This is a genomic window from Comamonas sp. 4034 (genome assembly GCF_050434545.1).
Taxonomy (GTDB): Bacteria; Pseudomonadota; Gammaproteobacteria; order Burkholderiales; family Burkholderiaceae_C; genus Comamonas; species Comamonas odontotermitis.
The window spans coordinates 15,599-36,512 of the sequence record NZ_JBNDIT010000025.1 but is presented as its reverse complement, the minus strand read 5'-3'; the positions used below and the strand labels follow the sequence as shown (position 1 = coordinate 36,512).

Here is a 20,914-nt window from a genome sequence, read left to right as displayed (position 1 = left end):
TTCCCTGCAGATCGCGCCTTATTTATGTTCCTTGTCCACCACATCTGCACCACGCGTGCAAGAAGGCGTGTGGCCTTGGCCCCCCAATACATGGGCATGCTTCCACAACCGCTCTTTGCCAGTCGTTGCCTCTTGCCATCTTTGGCATGGAGATGGAAAACGCGGCTTTCTTGACCTGCATCATGAGCCTTTGCTCATTCGACAATGAATGCCAATTCGTCAAGAGTGTCGCTCCGCAGCAGGTCACGCGCCTGCCGCCAGTTGGAGCCCGGACATTTCTCGACAACCATCCCGAGCATACCGAGCCGGGATGGCGTCTGTTCGCCGTCATACGCACCGTGCAGGAGTCCTGGCAGGGCACCACGGACAGATAGCATCAACGGCTTCGCTATGCCAATACGGAAAAGGAAGGCAACTGGCAAAAGCAGGTGCTGTGGCCCTGAACGCCCTAAACGCCCTAAACGCCTTAAACGCCTTAAACGCCTTGAAGGCCCAGAAGGCCCCAGGCGCATTCCATCAATGCGTTGCCGTGAATGCAGAATGGTAGGAAACGACTCCGGCAGGCACTGTCGGCCCAAACGATATTGCCATGAAATATTCAAGCGGGACGCCCGGCAAGACCAGACCCGCCTCATTTCTGAAGCTGAATCGCGTGTAGTACAAGGGGTCTCCCAGCACCACGCAGCCCGATGCCCCTTGCTCCTTGAGCATGCCCAGCGCCTGGCGCACCAGCTTCGACCCGATGCCTTTGCCTTGCAGGGCAGGAACGACCGATACCGGCCCCAGGCCGAACCAGCCCACCGAATCACCGGCAATGGAAACTGGTGAAACAGCGACATGCCCGACCACGGCTGCATCCACCTCGGCAACAAGAGAGATGCTGAGTGCCTGTGCAGCTCGAAGGGCCGCAACAATGCACTGTTCGTTGTGGTCGGTATGGGGCGCATGAAGAAATGCGGCCACGGTAACGGACTCAATGGCCGCTGGGTCTGTGGGCCTTTCAGGTCGAATCAGCAGGTTCATGTCTGCGAGTGTAGCGCTGGCAACATGCGGACCATCGCCGGTCTCTCACTCGAGCCTCCGCAGTTGGCAGATAGCCAAGTGAACTTGCACTGATGTGCTGGCCCGTCATGCGTGTCTACAGAAGTGATGAACTTGCTGGTATGGTCGAGAAGTGTCGGCCTTCCGTCACCTCTTCTCTCGTGAGCACAATGGGAAGCCATGCAAGTACAGGAATGAGATGCGCTATCTAGTAGTCGGCACCAGCGGGGCAGGCAAATCCACCTTGGCGATGAAACTGGCAGCCCAAACGCGGTCTCCTTTCATCGAGTTGGATTCGCTGTACTGGGGGCCAGGCTGGCAACCCGTGCCTCTGGATCAATTCAGGCGTTCGGTCACTGAAGCGACTCAAGGCGCATGCTGGGTCGCAGATGGGAATTACAGCGCCGTTCGAGACGTGCTCTGGTCGCGCGCAACACATGTGGTCTGGCTCAACTACGGACGCTTCACGGTGTTTTCCCGCCTGCTCTGGCGCACCCTCGGCCGTGGTCTCACTCGCAAGCAGCTGTCACACGGAAACCGGGAATCGCTGCGCATGGCATTCTTTTCCAAAGACTCGATTCTTCTCTGGGCTCTGTCCACCTACGAGAAAAACCAGTCGAAATTCGCTGTTTTGCGCGACCACGGCGAATTTTCCCATCTCCAGTGGATAGAAATCACCGAGCCGTCACAGGCCCTGCAGCTTCTCGACAAAGTCACCGCTTCGCCGCAGGGCTGATACGGGGGCGCGCCTCGCCCCGGCAGTGAACAGCTCAACCGTCCATTGCATATTTGGCATCAGGCATTTTGGGGAGTGGTTTGGAACGCCGTTGCGCCGCAGCCTTTGCCGCGGATGGGACTGTGACCGAACCCTTCGCTCACATGGCGCATGTTTCACAACAAACCACCATTCCAAACAGTATGCTCTTGTCCATCTGCCCGGTGCATTGCCAAGGCGGCAAGGTAGCGATAGGAAAATCATGCCATTGAAATGGACACGCAGTGCCTGGAGACATCACCTGATGAAGCGTCTGTATCTCGTCGCCGCCCTGTTGTGGCTCGGTATCGCCCTGGGCCGGGTCCATGCAGCGCCGCCGAGTTACGCCGACCTCTATGCCGATCCTGGCCGTGCCATGCCCATGCAGGCAAACTGGCAATTGCAGCCGGTGACCGGGCAAGTCGGGCAGGTGCAGCCGTGGAAAGACATTTTCGCGTTCACGGTCGGCATTGACCCCCGCCTGATGGAGCGGTTGCGTTGGCTGGGCCTCAATCCGGGCAAAAACAGCGCGCTGGCCCCCGCGCTGTTCAACGCGCAGAGCGGACAAACGCTTTTTCTGTCCTCGGCAGCTCGTAGCTTCTGCGATGGCCGCTGGCAGGTTGTCCGGATGGACTATGTCAGCGCCAGCAGCATCAACGACACACTTCAACCGGGGTTCAAAGTGTGGCTGGTAGAGCGAAAGCCGGGAGGTGGACTCCGAAGCACCACGGCCTACGGGCGGATTGATTCGCAAGGTCGGTGGGCCGTTCCGCCCGTCACCTGTGATGGCCTGGACCCGAGATACGTCGATTCCCCGTTCGCAATTTCCTACCTCTCGCCAGACGGAGGCGAACAAATGGCCTCCGATTTGCACATTGACAAGGTATATGCACAGCCTGGCCTGCGCAATGCACAAGGCCAGTGGCTTCCCCCCGTACCGCCGCTCGATATCACTACTGCGCAGTGGATGGCCTACAGGAAGCAGATTGTGACGCCTGGCTCCTCTGGCACGGGCCTGATCGATGCGCGAGGGAGGATGGTAATCCCGTTCATCTTCGGCAACCTGCCCGATGCAACCGCCCAGAAGCGCATCCAGCTGTGTACCTCCGGCGGATGGGATTCTCAGCGCCACACCGACACCTCACGTGTGTGCCGCTGGCAACGGTTGCACGGCAGCCATGGAGGAGCCGCCCTGCGCCCGGTGAAGGACGTGAACACGAATCGGTGGGGATACCAGGACGCCCAGGGCCAATGGGTGATTGCGCCGCAGTTTCATGAGGCGCGCCAGTTCCGCCATGGTTACGCCGTTGTCGCAGGCGCATTCCCGGAGGATTGGCGCCCTCCCGGGTGGCAGGACGATTGGCCCATGATCCGGAAATTCCACCGCGTGGGTCGCTATTGGGCGGCCGAAGCTCTGGTACGCAACGCATCTACTGATGGACAGTGGGCCATACGCTTCGGACTGATGAACGACGCAGGGCAGTGGCTAGCCCCTGCACCGCAGCCCACGCTGCACATCACCGTGATATTTCCCCCCGGTGGCCGCAGCGACCACTATGCCCAGATGCTGGCCAAGCACTTGCCCAATCTGCTGGGGCGCAATGTGCAGGTCGATCACAAGCCGCCCGCCACTTTGGCCGACTATCGCCTGTTGACGATGGAAGGCGGTAACGCCAAAGTCTGGCTCGGCGCCATGATGCTGCCGCGCGGGGGCATCAAGGGCCTGCACCAAGGCCCGTTGATCGATACGCTGCTGCAATCCCTTCACCCCGTCACGCTGCTGGCGTCGGAGCCGCTGGTTCTGGTCATCGACAGCGAGAAGGCCGACACGCTAGGCATTCACAGCACGGATGACCTGCTGGCCTACGCGCGCGCCCACCCTGGCAGCCTGCGCATTGCCACCGGCGACGATGGCTGGATCGGACACCTCGCCTTCGGCCTGCTCCGCTCGATGAGCGGCGTTGACATGCAGCGCGTGGTCTACAAGCGCATGTACCCCGACTCGGATGTGATTACCAAGGAACATGCGGTGGAGTTGCTGTTTGCACCCGCCAACGGCGTGAAAGTAGCCATCGAACGCGGCCAGTTGCGGGTGCTGGGCACCACCGCCAACCCGGCGCATCCCCAAAGCTACCGGGGAGTGCAGTGGCCAACGCTGGCTTCAAATGCATCCTTGGCTGGCTACACGGTATACGACCACTTCAGCCTTTGGGCACCTGCGGATTCGGATTCCGCATCCAACCGCATCTTGCAGGAAGCGGTGGCACAGGTGCTTGCCAAGCCCGAGGTGCGCGACTCTCTGCGAGACATTCAGGCCGTCGGTGGAGGCGGCCCACCCGAGGCCTTGCTGGAGCTGGAACACCAGGAGTACGAACACTGGATGCGCGCGCTCTCATCATCGACGCGTTGATGGCTGCATTCACGCTCTCCACGGAAAGCGACGCTGCCACAGCGGCAGTCTCACGCGCTCGCCAGCAGGCATGCCTGGGCCGGCCCACCGCATCCACGTCAGGCAACCAAACAGGACCAGGCGCCCCCCGAAAGGTGCTTTTGTTCAGCGAGGCATCTTCCACGAAAAAATGCCTGGCAACCTGCCAGGCATCGTGATTGGCGTGTACAGAAATCAGGCTGCCGCACTGGCAGCTGCAACGGTGCGCGGGCCAAAGCGCTCGGTGATCGATTTCTGGATTCCTGCCGCATCCAGCCCTTGCAACGCCATCAGTTTGGCAGGGTCGCCATGTTCGATGAATTCGTCCTTCAAGCCCAGTTGCAGCACCGGCACCTCCAGGTGCAAGGCCTGCAGTGCTTCGAGCACGGCGCTGCCTGCACCGCCCATCACACAACCGTCTTCCACGGTCACCAGGGCATCGTGGGTCTGTGCGATCTGCTGCAGCAATTCGGTATCCAGCGGCTTGGCCCAGCGCATGTTGGCAACCGTGGCGTTGATCTGCTCTGCGGCCTGCAAGGCCGGATACAGCAAGCTGCCAAACGACAGGATGGCAATGCGTGGCGCCCCCGCCACCGCAGGCTGGGCCTGGCGGCGGATTTCACCCTTGCCAAAGGGCAGGCCCTCCAGCGACTCCAGTGGAGCCACGCCAACGCCTGCGCCACGGGGGTAGCGCACGGTCACGGGGTGGTTCTGCGCATAGGCGGTGCTCAGCAGTTGGCGGCATTCGCGCTCATCAGCCGGGCAGGCCACACTCATGTTGGGAATGCAGCGGGTGAATGCAATGTCGTAATTACCCGCGTGCGTGGCGCCATCGGCACCGACAAGGCCCGCGCGGTCCAGCGCAAACACCACGGGCAGGTTCTGCAGGGCCACGTCGTGGATCAGCTGGTCGTACGCGCGCTGCAGAAAGGTCGAATAGATGGCGACCACCGGCTTGAGTCCTTCGCAGGCCAGGCCCCCGGCAAACGTGACCGAATGCTGCTCCGCAATGCCCACATCGAAGTAGCGCTTGGGAAAGCGCTTGTGGTATTCGACCATGCCCGAGCCTTCGCGCATGGCTGGCGTAATGGCCACCAGTCGCTCATCATGGGCGGCCATGTCGCACAGCCAGCTGCCAAATACCTGGGTAAAGGTCTGCTTGGGCGGCGTGGCAGGTTTGACGAGACCAATGGCCGGGTCGAACTTGCCCGGGCCATGGTAGGCCACCGGGTCGGCCTCGGCCAGTTTGTAGCCCTGGCCTTTCTTGGTGACGACGTGCAGAAACTGCGGCCCCTTGAGCTGGCGGATGTTCTCCAACGTGGGAATGAGCGAATCAAGATCATGCCCATCGATGGGGCCGATGTAGTTGAAGCCGAAATTCTCGAACAGCGTGGCAGGCACCACCATGCCCTTGGCCTGCTGCTCCAGTCGTTTGGCAAGCTCCAGCAGCGGAGGCACCTGCTTGAGCACGCTCTTGCCCACGCCACGCGCCTTGGCGTAGAACTGGCCGCTCATCAACTGCGCCAGATAGCGGTTGAGTGCGCCCACCGGCGGGCTGATGCTCATGTCGTTGTCGTTCAGGATGACGAGCAGGTTCGCATCGCTGACACCAGCATTGTTCAAGGCTTCAAACGCCATGCCGGCCGTCATCGCGCCATCGCCGATGATGGCCACTGCCTGGCGGCTTTCGCCCTTGAGCTTGGAGGCTTCGGCCATGCCCAGGGCTGCCGATATGCTGGTGGACGAATGCGCGGTACCGAATGCGTCGTATTCGCTCTCGGTACGCAGCGGAAAGCCCGAAATCCCGCCCAACTGGCGCAAGCCGGTCATGCGGTCGCGGCGGCCCGTCAGAATCTTGTGCGGATAGGTCTGGTGGCCCACGTCCCACACGAAGCGGTCATGGGGCGTGTCGTAGACCGCGTGCAAGGCAATGGTCAGCTCGACCGTTCCCAGGTTGGAGCTCAGGTGTCCGCCGGTCTGCGACACGCTCTCCAGAACGAACTCCCGCAGTTCACGCGCCAGGGTCTTGAGCTCGGCGCGCGACAGCTTGCGCAGATCGGCCGGATCGTTGATGGTGGCGAGCAATGGAAAGTTCTTCGTGGGCATACTACTGTTTCGATAGCTGACTGCGCATGCCAGACAAGCGCTGGCGCAGTTTTTTGTTCAAATCGCAATGGTCTATGGTAGCGCCTTGGGTAAATTGACCGGTATCAAGGCACTTTTTGCACCACGCCTCAGTGGCTGCGGCGCACCACCATATCGGCCAGCGCGGCCAGCGCGCGCGGTTGCGCAAGGCCGCTGCCCGCCAGCGCCAGCTGCGCCTCGGCCAGCAGATCATTGGCGTAGGCGCGGGCAGCATCCAGGCCCATCAGCGATACATAGGTAGGCTTGTCATTGTCCGCGTCCTTGCCTGCCGTCTTGCCCAATGTGGCGGAATCTGCCACCACATCGAGCACATCGTCGATGACCTGAAAGGCCAGACCCAGTGCCGCGCCGTATTGCCGCAGCGCCGCCAGTGCAGCGCCCGTAATACCGGCGCAGGTGGCGCCCATTTCCACGCTGGCCTGCAGCAGCGCGCCGGTCTTGAGCTTGTGCATCTGCTGCAACTGAGGCTGCGTCAGGCTCTTGCCGACACTTGCCAGATCGATTGCCTGGCCCCCTGCCATGCCGTTGTAGCCAGCAGCGAGCGCCAACTGGCGGCACAGCCTGGCCTGCATGGCGTCGGGAATATCGCGGCCCTCAGGCACCAGCAATTCAAACGCCAGGGCCTGCAAGGCATCGCCCGCCAGCAAGGCCTGGGCTTCGCCAAACTGCACATGCACCGTGGGCTTGCCCCGTCGCAGCACATCGTTGTCCATGCAGGGCATGTCATCGTGCACCAGCGAGTAGGCATGGATCAGCTCCACCGCGCAACCGGCGCGCAAAGCGGCTTCGGCCTGCGGCACGCCCAACGGACCGGCGGACTGTGCAGCGGCCAGCACCAGCAAGGGACGCAGGCGCTTTCCCCCATCAAGCACGGCGTAACGCATGGGCTCGCCCAGGTTGGCGGGAGCGTCGGCCACGATCCATTGGTTCAGGGCCGCTTCCACGCGGGCCAGTTCATCGCTGCACCACTGTGCAAAATTTTCGTGCGCTGCTGTCATTGTTCTCTTTATTCCTCGCTCGCCCAGGGCTTGAGCTGGCCATTGTCCAGCACCTTGATCTGGTCCTGCACCGCTTCGAGCTTGCCACGGCAGTAGGCCAGCAACACGGCGCCGCGCTGGTAGGCGGCCAGCATGTCGTCGAGCGGCAACTGGCCCGATTCGATGCGCGCCACCAGGCCTTCGAGCTCCTGCAAGGCGCTTTCATAGTTGGCGGGTTCGGGCAAATCTGGCATGGCAGACGCCTTGGAGGCTGTGGCCTTGGGCATGGGCTTGCGAGGGCAACCGGGGTTGCCGCTGGTACGGAATGGAAAGCGCTGATTTTAGGCGCTGCGCGCGCCACCACGAACACAGCGCCCGCTACCCCTGCAAAGCGCAGACCAGCAGGCCATCATATCCAGTTTCCCAGACAGGGATTTCGCCCTACCAGAGCGCGCAGTCAGCTATCAATTTGATAGAATTTTGAAGCCAGTATGGAAAGGCAGTTCCGTTCTGCAGCCGAGAATTGCTCTCAATTCACGCATGAACGGAACGGGAATAACCCCACTGGGTATAATCCCATTTCTCGCGAAACCGGTATTCTTCTAGGGTAGCCGGTTTTATTTTTTCTCTGCGCATGCACGCGCAACCTCCCTGTGGGGAGTCTTTAGGTCAGGTCACCCATGTCTGATTTAAGTCTTCAACTGCAGCAGGCCGCAAGCCAACTTCCAGTTTCAAGCTATTTCGATCAAGCGCTCTTTGAGCGCGAGATGCAAACCATCTTCCAGCACGGCCCCAAGTATGTCGGCCACCAACTGGCGATCCCCGAGATTGGCGACTATTACGCCCTTCCGCATGAAAAGGAAGGGCGCGCCCTGGTGCGCAGCGCCACGGGCCAGGCCGAGCTGATCTCCAACGTCTGCCGACATCGCCAGGCGGTGATGCTCAAGGGCCGGGGCTCGCTCCATCACCAGCAAAAAGGCAGTGCGGGCGGCAACATCGTCTGCCCGCTGCACCGCTGGACCTACAGCCCCAGTGGTGAACTGCTGGGCGCGCCCCATTTCGCGCAAGACCCTTGCCTCAACCTCAACAACTACCGTTTGCGTGAATGGAACGGCCTGCTGTTTGAAGACAACGGTCGCGACATCCAGGCTGACCTGGCTGGCATGGGCCCGGCCGCAGCGCTCAGCTTTGATGGCTTTGTGCTCAACCACGTGGAAATGCACGAGTGCAACTACAACTGGAAGACCTTCATCGAGGTCTATCTGGAGGACTACCACGTCGGCCCTTTCCACCCAGGTCTGGGCAATTTCGTCACCTGCGACGATCTCCAGTGGGAGTTTGGCAAGGAGTACTCGGTGCAGACCGTAGGCGTTGCGCCCGGCTTTGCCCGCCCAGGCTCCGACACCTACAAGAAGTGGCACGAAGTGCTGCTGGCCTACCGTGGCGGGCAGATGCCCGAGCACGGTGCCATCTGGCTCACCTACTACCCGCACATCATGGTTGAGTGGTACCCACATGTGCTGACCGTCTCGACCCTGCACCCGATCAGCCCGGAAAAGACCATGAACGTGGTCGAGTTCTACTACCCGGAAGAAATCAGCGCCTTCGAGCCCGAGTTCGTGCAGGCCCAGCGTGCGGCCTACATGGAAACCGCCATTGAGGACGACGAGATCGGCGAGCGCATGGACGCGGGCCGCAGGGCTCTGTGGGAGCGCGGCGACAACGAAGTCGGCCCCTACCAGAGTCCCATGGAAGACGGCATGCAGCACTTTCACGAGTGGTATCGCAGTATGATGAAAGAGGCTGTTCTGGCGAAGTAATTCCTCTCAATTACTATCAAATCAATAGCTGCTCGCGCTTACACAATAAGCGCAAGCAGCTTTTTTATTCTAAAGTCCTTCCGATGCAAGCCCTGTGGATGGTGGCCGCCGCCTTTTGTTTCGCACTCATGGGCGTGTGCATCAAGTTCGCATCTGCCCACTACAACGCGGCAGAGATCATCTTCTACCGGGGCCTCATCAGCATGGCCTTGCTGTGGTGGCTGGCCCGGCGCAAGCGCATCACCCTGGGCACGCAGTACCCGCTGATGCACGCCTGGCGCAGTTTCATCGGCGTGCTCTCGATGGGCTTCTGGTTCTACTCCATCGGCAAGCTGCCCCTGGCCACCGCCATGACGCTCAACTACATGAGCAGTCTCTGGATTGCTGCCTTTGTCGTGGGCGGCGCGCTGATGGCCTGGCGACCCAAGGCAGCAGGCGACCAGCCAGCGCTCAATATTCCGCTGGTGCTCACGGTCCTCATCGGCTTTGCCGGGGTGCTGCTGATGCTGCGCCCCAGCATGGATGCCGAGCAGCTGTTTGCCGGCATCATCGGCCTGCTGTCGGGCCTGATGTCTGCCTTTGCCTACATGCAGGTGGTGGCGCTGTCGCGCATTGGCGAGCCCGAGCAGCGCGTGGTCTTCTACTTTGCTGTGGGCTCCGCGGTTGCGGGGGGGCTGACCATGCTGTTCACCGGCGCCTCGCCCTTCCCCGGCTGGCCTGCACTCTGGCATATACCCATCGGCATTCTGGCCACTGCAGGCCAGCTGTTCATGACCATGGCCTATGCCAGTGCCACCACGCGCCGCGCGACCCTGGTCGTGGCCAACCTCCAGTACTCGGGCATCGTGTTCGGCGGGCTGGCCAGCATTGTGGTGTTTGGCGACCAGATTCCGGCCATCGGCTGGATCGGCATGGCGCTGATCGTGGGCAGCGGCATTGCCGCCACCGTGCTGCGCAAAGGATAGCTGACGGCGCACACCAGTCATACGTCAGCCGTGTTTTTCATTCATAAAATACGGCGCCGACGGTGCTGCACCATAATGGCTGAAAACGACTCTTTTTCAGGCTTGAGTGGGCCTTGTCCGGCCTGCGCCAGCCGCTTTTTTGGAGCACTGCGATGGCAACCATGCCCTATACCACCCTCATCACCCCTGCCCAGCTGCAGGCGCTGCAGCAGAGCGCGCCTGCTAGCGTCATGGTGTTCGACTGCACGTTCGAGCTGGCCCAGCCCCTGGCGGGCGAGGCGCTGTATGACGAAGTGCACATTGCCGGCGCCCTGTACGCCAACCTCGACAAGAACCTCAGCGCCCCGCACGACGGCGCTGGCCGGGTGGTTGCGGCCGCATCCGGTGGTCGCCACCCCCTGCCCACGCGCGAAACCTTTGCCACCTGGCTGTCGCAGGTCGGCTTTCGCAACGACATGCAGGCTGTGGTGTATGACCGCAATGGCGTCAATTACGCAGGCCGCCTGTGGTGGATGCTGAAATGGGCAGGCCACGAGGCCGTCGCCGTGCTCGACGGTGGTCTGCAGGCCTGGCAAGCCATGGGCGGAGCGGTAGAGAGTGGCAAGCCCACCAGCCATTTCCAGAGCAATTTCGAGTTGAAAGCCCCATTGCGCGAGCTGCGCACCGCAGGCCAGGTGCTCCAAGCGCTGGGCAGTGCGCAGACCGTGATCGATGCCCGGGCCCCTGCCCGCTATCGCGGCGAAGTAGAGCCGCTCGATCCTGTTGCCGGCCACATTCCAGGTGCGCTCAATCGTTTGTTCAGCACCAACATCGGCGCAGATGGGCGCTTCAAACCGGCCGCCGAGCTGCGCGCCGAATTTGACGCACTGCTGGGTGGCCGCGATCCCGGCACCGTCGTTCACCAATGCGGCAGCGGCGTGAGCGCCCTGCCCAACCTGATCGCCATGGAAATTGCAGGCTACGCGCCCACGGCCCTGTTTGCGGGCAGCTGGAGCGAATGGTGCAGCGATGCGACGCGGCCGGTGGAGCGCGGTTGAACGGCTGGCGCTTTCCTGGCATTTTCCGCTCGGTGCTCCCCTGAAATAGCTCCAGCCATTGCGGTTTTTCCAGTAGTATTTCCATCATAAAAAAACACGGCACATAGGCCGTGTTTTTATTTTGGCAATCCATGCAGCCAAGCAGTGGCTACTGACTGCCCCAAACGTAATAACTGGTACCTTCGTATTTGAAGTGCGGATAATTTGCAATCACAAAATCACGCTCTGACGCATTGATTGTGTAGAAGTGGGAACCCGTATTCATGTTATAGAAACGATACATGGGAATACTGCCATCCCCTTGCGTTTTACGCGCGTACCAGGAAATACCCTCTTCCTTGAAAACAGGGTAGTTGGCAATCACATATTTGCGTTCATCCTCACTGATTGTATAGAAGTGAGAGTTGGAGCCGGTGTTATAGAAGCGATACACCGCATCGGGCGCTGCAGCCGACTGCCTGGAAGCATAGAAAACAATGTTTTCATACTGAAATACAGGATAGGTGGCAATCACATAATCACGCTCGGCCGCATCGGCGGTGAAGAAATGGGTGCCCGTCTGGGTGTTATAGAAACGGTAGATCGGCACGCGTGCAGAATTAGGCGCGGGGTTGGCATTCGCGTCCACCAGCCACTTTCTGAGTACCGGGAATACACTGTTGAGGCTTGGATAAACGCTTGTGGCATTGGAGGCCGGGCAACTCGCAGTCGAGCCGCCGGACAGCACCCCCGTGACCAGGCCCTGGTACAACAGCGGTGAACCGCTGCTGCCGGGCTGGGTCAATCCCTCGCTCCACTGCACGTAGTAATAGTTGCCGGCATTTCCGCCAATGGAACAATTGAAACTGCCATTGACGGGAGCACAGGACGCACGCGCCGGAACCACGCCCATGCTGATTTTCTGCAGGCCGCCATCTGGATGGTGGATACCCACCACGCTGCTGTTCAAGGGGACGGCAGTGCTGTCCCACCCCAGAAAATACGCACCGGCAGGAGGCACGTCATTGAGCTTCAAGAGGGTGACATCGGGATTGGCGCTGGAATACAGCAATTGGGAGCCATTGCGCAGATTCACGCTGCTGGGCGACAGGCTGTTGCTGCCGCAACTGCTGGAGGTATAGAACCAATCCGTTTCCAGTGCCGATGCCAGTGTCTGGGTGGAAATGCAGTGGGCCGCAGTCAGGAAGTACGGGGTTCCGGAAGACTGGTAGTCGTTGAGCAAGGCACCGGTACACAGCCCGTAGGAGTAGCTGCCATCCGCACCTCTTTCGGTGATGTAAGCCATGCGGGCAACGCCACGGCGCTGAACATCGTATTGGTTGTAGCAGGTGGCATCCAGGTGGCAGGTGAGCGGGTTGCCCAGCGGCATGGCCTTTTCTTCGGCAGGCTCAGCAGCATCGTCACCAATGGGCAAGGACAGGTTTTCATAGATATGCATCACCCGGGGCAATGCAATCTGCAGCGCTTCTCGCGGCGTGCCCGCAGGCAGCTCGATCTCCAGGGTCACCTGATCACCCGAGCTGCTGGGCGTCCACCAGGTGCGGCCCGCTTCACTGTTGTCACCGGCGTCCAGATTGGCCTGCAGAATCTGCAAGACGCGCTGGCCGGCAATTTCAAACACTGCGTTGGGCTGGTGGTCGGTATAGAGCCGCAGCATGGCATTGCCAGGCAATTGATCCACCACCACCCCCAAACGCATGCCTTCGGCACCTCCCGAGCGAACGCTCAGAGCCGCAACCGCTCCACCTCTGGCGGAGCGACGCCATTGCAGCATCGAAGTCAGCGCCTCAGCGGTTCGGGTTTGGCTGATTTCACGGGACTGGCCAACCAGAAGCACCGGGCCCTGAGAAGCCGACTTGAGCCCACTCCATTCGCCCAGATCAATGCGGACAGGTTCAACCGCAAGACCTGCTTTCATGCTCTTGGTGAGCACGAACTCCTTGGGCGTACTCAGCGGCTGCTCAAATGCACCGACTTTGAAGCCTTGCGCCGGAGGTACCTGCTGAGCCCCTGCATGGGCCACACACGCCAGGGATACCAGCCCCAGCGCCCATGCCGTTACACGATGACGTAATTTCATAATCATTGACTACCAACTGAAACAGAACCTCAGAAAAATACTATTTTTACATTTGAAAAACTATCTTTCCGCATTAACCCGTCAAGGCCTTCGACCAAAAGGATGGATGGCGCACTGCCTATACGTTTGTTGCGGAAAATCTGCAGCCAATATGCAACAGCCAGCGTCAATCTCAGAGAAGCGCCGTCGCGGTTTTCCTCTTGACTACCGTGGCCGGTATACGACATGCCACCTCAAAGTGGCCCGTCTCCCTCAACCCGTATTGCGCAGTGCTGCTGCGATGCCGTTGATCGAGATGTGGATGCCGGTTTTCACGCGCTCGTTGTCCTCCCCATTGCGCCAGCGGCGGATCAGCTCGACCTGCAGGTGGTGCAGCGGATCGATGTAGGGGAAGCGGTGGCGGATGGAGCGCTCCAGCGCCGGGTTGTTGGCCAGGCGGTTCTCCTCCCCCGTGATCTGGGCCAGGGCGTGTGCGGTGCTCTTCCATTCGACCTCGATCGCCTGGAACACGCGCTTGCGCAGACGTGTGTCGGCCACCAGTTCGCTGTAGCGCGAGGCAAGCGCCAGGTCGCTCTTGGCCAGCACCATGTCCATGTTGGACAGCAGGGTCCGGAAGAAGGGCCACTGGCGGTACATTTTCTGCAGAAGTGCCCACTGCGCCTTGGCAGACTTGCCCTCCTGGTTCACGAAAGCCTGCACCGCCGTGCCAAAGCCATACCAGCCGGGCAAGGTGAGGCGGCATTGGCCCCAGCTGAACCCCCACGGGATGGCGCGCAGGTCTTCAATGCGCTGGTTGGCCTTGCGCGATGCTGGGCGCGAGCCGATGTTCAGCTCGGCAATCTCGCGGATCGGGGTGGAGCTGAAGAAATAGCTTTCGAAGCCCTTGGTGCCATAGACCAGCTCGCGGTACGCGGCCATGCTGGCAGCAGACAGGTCAGCGGCTGCAGCCAGAAACGCCTGCGTAGCGGGCTTGGTGGGCTGCAGCAAGGTGGCTTCGAGCGTAGCGGCCACCAGGGTTTCCAGGTTGCGGCGGCCGATTTCAGGGTTGGCGTACTTGGAGGCAATCACCTCCCCTTGCTCGGTGAGGCGGATCTGTCCACGCACCGTGCCTGGTGGCTGCGCCAGAATGGCCTGGTAGCTGGGCCCGCCGCCACGCCCCACGGTGCCGCCTCGGCCATGGAACAGGCGCAATTGCACCGGGTGCTGCTGGCTCAGTTCGTCAAACAGCGCCACCAGCGCAATCTCGGCCTGGTACAGCTCCCAGTTGCTGGTGAAGATACCGCCATCCTTGTTGCTGTCGCTGTAGCCGAGCATGATGTCCTGCTCTGCCCCACTGCGCTGAACAAGAGACGCAATATGCGGCAGCGCATAGTATTCGCGCATGATGGTCGCTGCGTTGCGCAGGTCGTCAATGGTCTCGAAGAGCGGGCTCACGATCAGCGCGGCCTGCGACTGGCCATCGTTGATGCGTCCGCCCAGCAGACCCACTTCCTTTTGCAGCAGCAGCACTTCGAGCAGGTCGCTCACCGCTTCGGTGTGGCTGATGATGTAGTGCCGGATGGCCTCGCGCCCATACAGCTTCACCGATTGGCAGGCCCGCTCGAAGATGGCCATCTCGCTCTGGGTCTTGTCGCTGTACCGCGCGCCAACCACCCGCAACGGGCGCGCATCGCACAGCAGACGGATCAGCAACTCGCGCTTGGCAGCTTCGGGCAACTGGGCGTAATCGCCCTCCAGGCCTGCAGTGGCCAGCAGTTCCGCAACCACGGCCTCGTGCTGGTCGGAGCTTTGGCGCAGATCCACCGTGGCCAGGTGAAAGCCGAATACCTGCACCGCACGGATCAGCGGCGACAGGCGTTGCTCAGCAAGCGCCCGGCCATGGTTGTCGCGCAGCGAATCCTCGATGACGCGCAGATCCGCCAGAAACTCATCGCTTGTCACATAGGGATTCTGCGGCGCCACGGCATGGCGGGCGGCGTCGCCGCCGCTCAGGTTCTTGAGCGTTGCAGCGAGGCGTGCATACATGCCGATCAGCGCGCGGCGATAGGGCTCGTCCTCGCGGTGCTCGCTGGTGTCGGGCGATCGCGCGGCCAGGGCCTGCAGCGCTGGCGTCGTACCTGCAAGGCGTTGCGACATCGACAGCTCCCCGCCCAGGTAGTGCACTTGCTTGAGATAGTGGCGCAGCACCAGATCGGCCTGGCGACGCAGCGCCTCCTGCAGGCTATACGCGGTCACGTTCGGGTTGCCATCGCGGTCACCGCCAATCCACTGGCCCATGCGCAGGAAAGTTGCCAGATCGCGCTCGCCCAACTCGCGCTCCAGCGCAGCGTAGAGTTTGGGAATCTCGGTCAGGAACGTGGCCTGGTAGTACGACAGCGCGTTGTCGATTTCGTCTTCGACCGTCAGCTTGGAAAAGCGCAGCAGGCGCGTTTGCCACAGCTGCGTTACCTGCGCACGCAGCAGCAGTTCGTTGTCGGCCAGTTGCCGGGGCGTGAGCGTGTCCTTGCTGCTGTTGAAGAGCTGGGCGCGAGCTGCAATGTCATCGCGCTCCACCAACAGGGCAGCAATGGCGCGCTCGGCGTCCAGAATGCTCTTGCGCTGCACTTCGGTCGGGTGGGCGGTCAGCACCGGCGACACCAGGCTGTGCGACAGCGTGTCAGCCACCGACTTGACCGGAATCCCCGCCCAGCGCAACCGGGCCAGCGCCACTTCAATGCTGCCTTCCTGGGTGTTGCCGGCGCGCTCGTGCACCTCGCGGCGGCGGATGTGGTGGCGGTCTTCCGCCAGATTGGCCAGATGCGAGAAGTAGGTGAAGGCACGGATCACGCTCACCGTCTGATCGCCCGACAGGTGCTTGAGCAGGGTCTTGAGGGATTTTTCCGCATCCTGGTCGTCATTGCGACGGTAGGCCACCGAGAGCTGGCGCACCTGCTCGATCAGGTCGAACGCGGCCTGGCCCTCCTGCTCGCGGATCACATCACCCAGAATGCGGCCCAGCAGACGAATATCCTCGATCAGCGGCTGGTCCTTGTCGGCACGACGCCCCGTAGGCTGGCTTGCAGTGCTGTCGGCAGGCCTGGTCTTGCGCGTTGCGGTCTTGGCAACTGCATGCGCTGCAGAAGAGTCTTTTTTGCTGGCAGTAGTCATGGGCGAAGGAAAGCAGGTGGCAAAACAGAAGGTGCTGCGCAGGGCGAATCCGCACTGCGCCAATCACGGCGCAGCACATGCTAGCATCGAAGATTGCATTTCGTGACCTGTTTTGAGACGCTTTTTCGCTCTGGTGGTGGGGAATCCGCCGCCCGTGAGCGCAGAAGGCGGTGCCCAGACCCATGACCTCCTTATCCCTGACCATCGCCACCCGTGAAAGCCAGCTCGCCCTGTGGCAAGCGCGGCACGTACAGCAGTTGCTGCAAAACCTGGGCCACCAGGCCTCGCTGCTGGGCATGACCACGCGCGGAGACCAGATCCTGGACCGCACGCTCTCCAAAGTGGGTGGCAAGGGCCTGTTCGTCAAGGAGCTGGAAACCGCGCTGGAGACCGGCGCCGCCGATCTGGCCGTGCATTCGCTCAAGGACGTGCCGATGGAACTGCCCGAAGGCTTTGCGCTGGCGGCCGTGCTGGAGCGGGAAGACCCGCGCGACGCCTGGGTTTCCAACCGCTATGCGCGACTGGATGACCTGCCTCAGGGCGCGGTCGTCGGCACCTCCAGCCTGCGCCGCCAGGTGCTGCTCAAGGCATTGCGGCCTGATCTGGACATCCAGCCGCTGCGCGGCAATGTGAATACCCGCCTGCGCAAACTTGACGACGGTCAATACGATGGCATCGTTCTGGCGGCGGCAGGCCTCAAGCGCCTGGACATGCACGACCGCATCCGCCACGAATTCGATACCGACACCATGCTGCCCGCCGCAGGCCAGGGCGCCTTGGGCATTGAAATCCGCGCAGACCGGCAAGACCTGGTAGCGCTGTTTGCCAGCATGGCCGATGCCCGCAGCTGGAAAACGGTGACCGCCGAGCGCGCCGTCAGCCGCTGCATGGGTGGCAGCTGCTCCATGCCGCTGGCCGCGCATGGACAGTGGCAAGGCGACACCCTGCACCTGCAAGCTGCCTGGGGCGACGAGCTTCAACCCGACGCGCCACTCGTGCGCGCCGCTGCCAGCGCGCAAGTCACTGACCTGGCCAGCGCCGATGCCCTGGGCCAGCAAGTGGCCCAGCTGTTGCAGGCCGCAGGCGCCAAACAGCGATGAGCCGCCAGCGCGGGTAGCGCACAGCATCCTGAATGGCTGATATAACCCTGCTCCGCATCATCGTCACCCGCCCGCAACCCGAAGCGGATGCATGGGTGTCGCAATTGCAAGCGCATGGCGTGCCCGCACGGGCCTTGCCGTTGATCGAGATCGGGCCAGCTACCCTGCCTGCCGATCAACAGGCGGCAAGCGAGGCCCGGGCCGCGTGCCAACGTGGTGGTCGCTATGGCGCCATCATGCTGGTAAGCGGCAATGCGGCGCAGTATTTTTTAGATGAAAAACTGGCTCTGGCGCTCTCCTGTCAAGCGCCTACAGCTATCAAAACCAGAGTATGGAGCCCCGGCCCCGGCACAGCGCGTGCTGCCCTGGCCCAGGGCATTCCGGCCACCTTGATCGACCAGCCTGCGCCCGGCGCGGCGCAGTTCGACTCTGAATCGCTGTGGGCACAAGTCTCTTCCCAGGTGCCTGCGATGGCTGCAGCGGGCTTGCGTGTACTGGTGGTGCGTGGCGCCTCCGAGGGCGATGGCGGGTCTGGCGAAAACTCGGCCTCCGGCGGAACGGGCCGCCAATGGCTCGCGACGCAATTGCAGGCTGCCGGCGTGGGTGTGGATTTTGTCGCCGTGTACGAGCGCCGAATGCCACAGTGGACGCCCGAGCAGATGGCACATGCCCGCACCACCCTCACCGATGGCAGCATCTGGCTGTTCAGCAGTTCACAGGCAGTGATGCATTTAAGCAACATTTTTTCACCCGTAGAACTGGCGGCCGTTTCGGCTATCACCACCCATCCACGCATAGCGCGGGCCGCGCAAAAGGCAGGATTTGCCTCTGTCAAGCCATGTCGTCCCACCGTGGCGGATGTCATAGCGTCGTTAGAATCCAGGCTATGACGCCGCCAGAGCAGACACCGGCCCCCCACCCTACGCCAGCACCCACACCCCCCGTCACCGACAGCGCTGCCAGCACCGCTGGCGCTGCGGTTGCCGGGTCTGCTGCCGCGAGCACGGGCATGGGCGGTGCGCCGAATGCCTGGGTATGGACGTCGGTCGTGCTGGGCGTTGCAGCCACGGTGGCGGTGGTGAGCAGCGTGATGCTGTGGCAGCGGCTGGGCAATATCCAGCAGCAGCTGGCCCTGCAAAGCGCTGATTCTCGTGGTCAGGCGGTGGAAGCACGTACCCTGGCACGCCAGGCCGAAGATGTATCGCGCGACGCGGCCTCGCGCATGTCAGTACTTGAAGCGCGCGTAGGCGAAGTGGCCCTGCAGCGCGGCCAGCTCGAAGAGCTGATGCACAGCCTCTCGCGCAGCCGCGACGACAACCTGGTGGGCGATATCGAGGGTGCCATCCGTTTTGCCATGCAGCAAAGCCAGCTCAGCGGCAGTCCGGATCCGGTGGTGAGTGCGCTCAAGACGGCGCAGCAGCGCGTCATGGCGTCTGCCCAGCCGCGCCTGGCGCCCGTCGAGCGCGCCATTGCCCGTGATCTGGACCGTTTTGCCAGCAGCAAATCGCTCGACACCGCCGGCCTTTTGGCGCGGCTGGACGATCTGCTGCGCCAGGTGGACGAGCTGCCGCTGCAAAACGATGTCGCTACCAACACGGGCCGCCGCTCCGCGCCTGCCCGCGCCAAGGACACAGCCCACGGCAAAGATGTCTCCAGCAAGGACGGCGACGCACAGGATGAAGCACAAAGCTGGTGGTCCACCGCATTCACCACCGTATGGAACGCGGTGCATGACGAGGCGCGCAGCCTGGTGCGCGTTCGCCGCATCGACTACCCCGATGCCGTGCTGCTCTCCCCGAGCGAGGCCTTCTTCCTGCGAGAAAACCTCAAGCTGCGCATCATGAATGCACGCCTGGCCCTGCTGGCGCGCCAGATGCCAGCATCGCGCAATGACCTCGCGTCGGCTGGCGAAACCATCCGCAAGTATTTCGACCCCTCGTCGCGCCGCACGCAACAGGCCAGCCAGCAGCTGTTGCAGTTGCAGCAAGCCATGCGCGATGTGGAAATTCCCCGTGCCAGCGACACGCTGGCAGCCCTGGCCACTGCGGCTGCAGGACGCTAAGCCATGCGCGCCGCCATCTGGTTGATTGGCCTCTTTGCGATTGCCGTTGCCGCCGCCCTGTTTGCAGGCAGCAACCAGGGCAGTGTCACCCTGTACTGGCCGCCCTACCGCATTGATTTTTCGCTCAACATGGTGGTCGTGTTGCTGCTGCTGGGTTTTGTGCTGCTCTATGGCGCGTTGCGCGGCATCAGCGTCATGTTCGAGCTGCCCAAGCAGGCCAAACGCTGGCGCGTGCAGCAAAAGGAACGCGCCATGCATGGCGCGGCGCTTGATGCCGTCACACAGTTGCAGGCAGGCCGTTTCGTGCGGGCACGCAAGGCTGCGCTATCGGCCCTGGCACAGGAAAAAGCCCTGCACGACACCGGCGAAGCCATGCCGCATGGCCTGCAATTGCGCGTGCTGTCGCACGTGCTGGCTGCAGAAAGCTCGCATGCGCTGCAGGACCAGACCCAGCGCGACCACCACTGGGACCTGGCCATGCAGGAAGCAGTCAGCGCGGATGCCAGGCACCTGCCCGAGTTGCGCGAAGGCACCCAGCTGCGTGCCGCCCAATGGGCGCTGGACGATCACGACGCCCATGCCGCGCTCGACAACCTGGCCCAACTGCCACAGGGCGCAGCACGCCGCACCCTGGCGCTTCGCCTCAAGTTGAAGGCTGCACGCCAACTGCAGCAGGCCCTGCCGGCGCTCGATACCGCGCGCCTGCTGGCCAAGCACCGTGCATTCTCGGCCGCTGCGGCGCAGAGCATCGTCAAAGGCCTGGCGATGGAGCTGATCAACGACGCCCACGACCCCGAGCAACTGATGCAAGCCTGGCGCAGCCTGGATGCGGCCGAACGCGCCATGCCCGAAGTTGGCATCCACGCAGCACGCCGCCTGCACACCCTGGCCGGATCACCCGCCCAGATGCGCGAATGGCTGCTGCCCGCCTGGGAACGGTTCACCGGTGGCAGCAAAAGCCTGCCCAGCCTGCAGACCGAACGCCTGGTGCGCGTGCTGGAAGACAGCATGCAGGATCTGGACGGTGAATGGCTGGCCCGGATTGAGAACGCCCAGCGAAAGCGCCCGCACGACGAACACCTGCAGTACCTCGCCGGTTGCGCCTGCCTGGAGCGCCAGCTGTGGGGCAAGGCCCAGCAATGGTTGCAGCAGGCTGCCCCTGCGCTGCAGGATGCAGAGCTGCGCCGCAGAGCCTGGCACCACCTCGCCCGGCTGGCAGAGCATCGCGGCGATGACGCAGCAGCCGCACAGGCCTGGAAGCAGGCTGCACTCAGCGTTCTCCAGTAAGCAGCTATCTATAAAAACAATAGCTGATAGCGCATAGCCCGTCTTGGTATTGGATATTTTTAGCCACAAAA

At 62.1% G+C, this 20,914-nt stretch carries 17 protein-coding genes; 10 read left to right on the top strand and 7 right to left on the bottom strand.

The window, feature by feature from the left end; genetic code table 11:
* The first annotated feature begins 182 nt into the window (after nt 1-182).
* Entirely contained in the window at nt 183-374 is a 192-nt protein-coding gene (locus ABIE32_RS19785) for a hypothetical protein (RefSeq protein ID WP_429018695.1), read from the top strand.
* Between the two features lie 142 nt (nt 375-516).
* Here the strand turns inward: ABIE32_RS19785 and ABIE32_RS19780 are convergent, their stop codons facing one another.
* The gene (locus ABIE32_RS19780; RefSeq protein ID WP_429018693.1) at nt 517-1,023 is read right to left on the bottom strand and encodes a GNAT family N-acetyltransferase; all 507 of its coding nucleotides are present in this window, start codon (nt 1,021-1,023) and stop codon (nt 517-519) included.
* A gap of 217 nt (nt 1,024-1,240) precedes the next feature.
* On the opposite strand from ABIE32_RS19780, the gene ABIE32_RS19775 reads away from it, so the two are divergent.
* Together ABIE32_RS19775 and ABIE32_RS19770 are read left to right on the top strand one after the other, a co-directional pair.
* Nucleotides 1,241-1,777: a toxin gene (locus tag ABIE32_RS19775; protein ID WP_429018690.1), complete on the top strand. Its 537-nt coding sequence runs from the start codon at nt 1,241-1,243 to the stop codon at nt 1,775-1,777.
* Between the two features lie 283 nt (nt 1,778-2,060).
* Entirely contained in the window at nt 2,061-4,205 is a 2,145-nt protein-coding gene (locus tag ABIE32_RS19770) for a tripartite tricarboxylate transporter substrate-binding protein (RefSeq protein ID WP_429018688.1), read from the top strand.
* Between the two features lie 213 nt (nt 4,206-4,418).
* Here the strand turns inward: ABIE32_RS19770 and dxs are convergent, their stop codons facing one another.
* From dxs to ABIE32_RS19755, 3 genes are all read right to left on the bottom strand, one after another.
* Entirely contained in the window at nt 4,419-6,329 is a 1,911-nt protein-coding gene (dxs, locus tag ABIE32_RS19765; RefSeq protein ID WP_429018686.1) for a 1-deoxy-D-xylulose-5-phosphate synthase, read from the bottom strand.
* A gap of 128 nt (nt 6,330-6,457) precedes the next feature.
* Nucleotides 6,458-7,366 carry a polyprenyl synthetase family protein gene (locus ABIE32_RS19760; protein ID WP_224149751.1) on the bottom strand — a complete coding sequence of 303 codons (909 nt, stop codon included), beginning with the start codon at nt 7,364-7,366 and terminating at the stop codon, nt 6,458-6,460.
* Nucleotides 7,367-7,374: 8 nt separating this feature from the next.
* Nucleotides 7,375-7,632 carry an exodeoxyribonuclease VII small subunit gene (locus ABIE32_RS19755; protein WP_224149752.1) on the bottom strand — a complete coding sequence of 86 codons (258 nt, stop codon included), beginning with the start codon at nt 7,630-7,632 and terminating at the stop codon, nt 7,375-7,377.
* Between the two features lie 393 nt (nt 7,633-8,025).
* Here ABIE32_RS19755 and ABIE32_RS19750 point away from each other — a divergent pair, with 393 nt between their 5' ends.
* From ABIE32_RS19750 to ABIE32_RS19740, 3 genes are all read left to right on the top strand, one after another.
* Entirely contained in the window at nt 8,026-9,165 is a 1,140-nt protein-coding gene (locus tag ABIE32_RS19750; RefSeq protein WP_429018682.1) for an aromatic ring-hydroxylating oxygenase subunit alpha, read from the top strand.
* Nucleotides 9,166-9,248: 83 nt separating this feature from the next.
* Entirely contained in the window at nt 9,249-10,130 is an 882-nt protein-coding gene (locus ABIE32_RS19745; protein WP_224149754.1) for a DMT family transporter, read from the top strand.
* Between the two features lie 161 nt (nt 10,131-10,291).
* Nucleotides 10,292-11,167 (top strand): sulfurtransferase, encoded by an 876-nt coding sequence (locus tag ABIE32_RS19740; RefSeq protein ID WP_429018723.1) that lies wholly within the window; start codon nt 10,292-10,294, stop codon nt 11,165-11,167.
* A gap of 148 nt (nt 11,168-11,315) precedes the next feature.
* On the opposite strand, the gene ABIE32_RS19735 is transcribed toward ABIE32_RS19740, so the two are convergent.
* Genes ABIE32_RS19735 through ppc form a run of 3 tightly spaced genes read right to left on the bottom strand, consistent with a single transcriptional unit; the run spans nt 11,316 to nt 16,394 of the window.
* Complete coding sequence (locus ABIE32_RS19735; protein WP_429018678.1) at nt 11,316-13,247, bottom strand: trypsin-like peptidase domain-containing protein; 1,932 nt, start codon at nt 13,245-13,247, stop codon at nt 11,316-11,318.
* Nucleotides 13,248-13,276: 29 nt separating this feature from the next.
* Nucleotides 13,277-13,474, bottom strand: coding sequence for a hypothetical protein (locus tag ABIE32_RS19730; protein ID WP_429018676.1), 198 nt, complete (start codon nt 13,472-13,474; stop codon nt 13,277-13,279).
* A gap of 25 nt (nt 13,475-13,499) precedes the next feature.
* The gene (ppc, locus tag ABIE32_RS19725) at nt 13,500-16,394 is read right to left on the bottom strand and encodes a phosphoenolpyruvate carboxylase (RefSeq protein WP_429018673.1); all 2,895 of its coding nucleotides are present in this window, start codon (nt 16,392-16,394) and stop codon (nt 13,500-13,502) included.
* 182 nt (nt 16,395-16,576) lie between these two features.
* On the opposite strand from ppc, the gene hemC reads away from it, so the two are divergent.
* Genes hemC through ABIE32_RS19705 form a run of 4 tightly spaced genes read left to right on the top strand, consistent with a single transcriptional unit; the run spans nt 16,577 to nt 20,843 of the window.
* Nucleotides 16,577-17,494 (top strand): hydroxymethylbilane synthase, encoded by a 918-nt coding sequence (hemC, locus tag ABIE32_RS19720; protein ID WP_429018670.1) that lies wholly within the window; start codon nt 16,577-16,579, stop codon nt 17,492-17,494.
* A 32-nt stretch (nt 17,495-17,526) separates the two neighbouring features.
* Entirely contained in the window at nt 17,527-18,384 is an 858-nt protein-coding gene (locus ABIE32_RS19715) for a uroporphyrinogen-III synthase (RefSeq protein ID WP_429018668.1), read from the top strand.
* Nucleotides 18,381-19,556, top strand: a complete 1,176-nt coding sequence (locus tag ABIE32_RS19710) for a uroporphyrinogen-III C-methyltransferase (RefSeq protein WP_429018665.1) — start codon at nt 18,381-18,383, stop codon at nt 19,554-19,556. The genes ABIE32_RS19715 and ABIE32_RS19710 overlap by 4 nt, the downstream gene beginning before the upstream one ends.
* Nucleotides 19,557-19,559: 3 nt before the next feature.
* Complete coding sequence (locus tag ABIE32_RS19705) at nt 19,560-20,843, top strand: heme biosynthesis protein HemY (RefSeq protein WP_224149774.1); 1,284 nt, start codon at nt 19,560-19,562, stop codon at nt 20,841-20,843.
* Nucleotides 20,844-20,914: the final 71 nt, after the last annotated feature.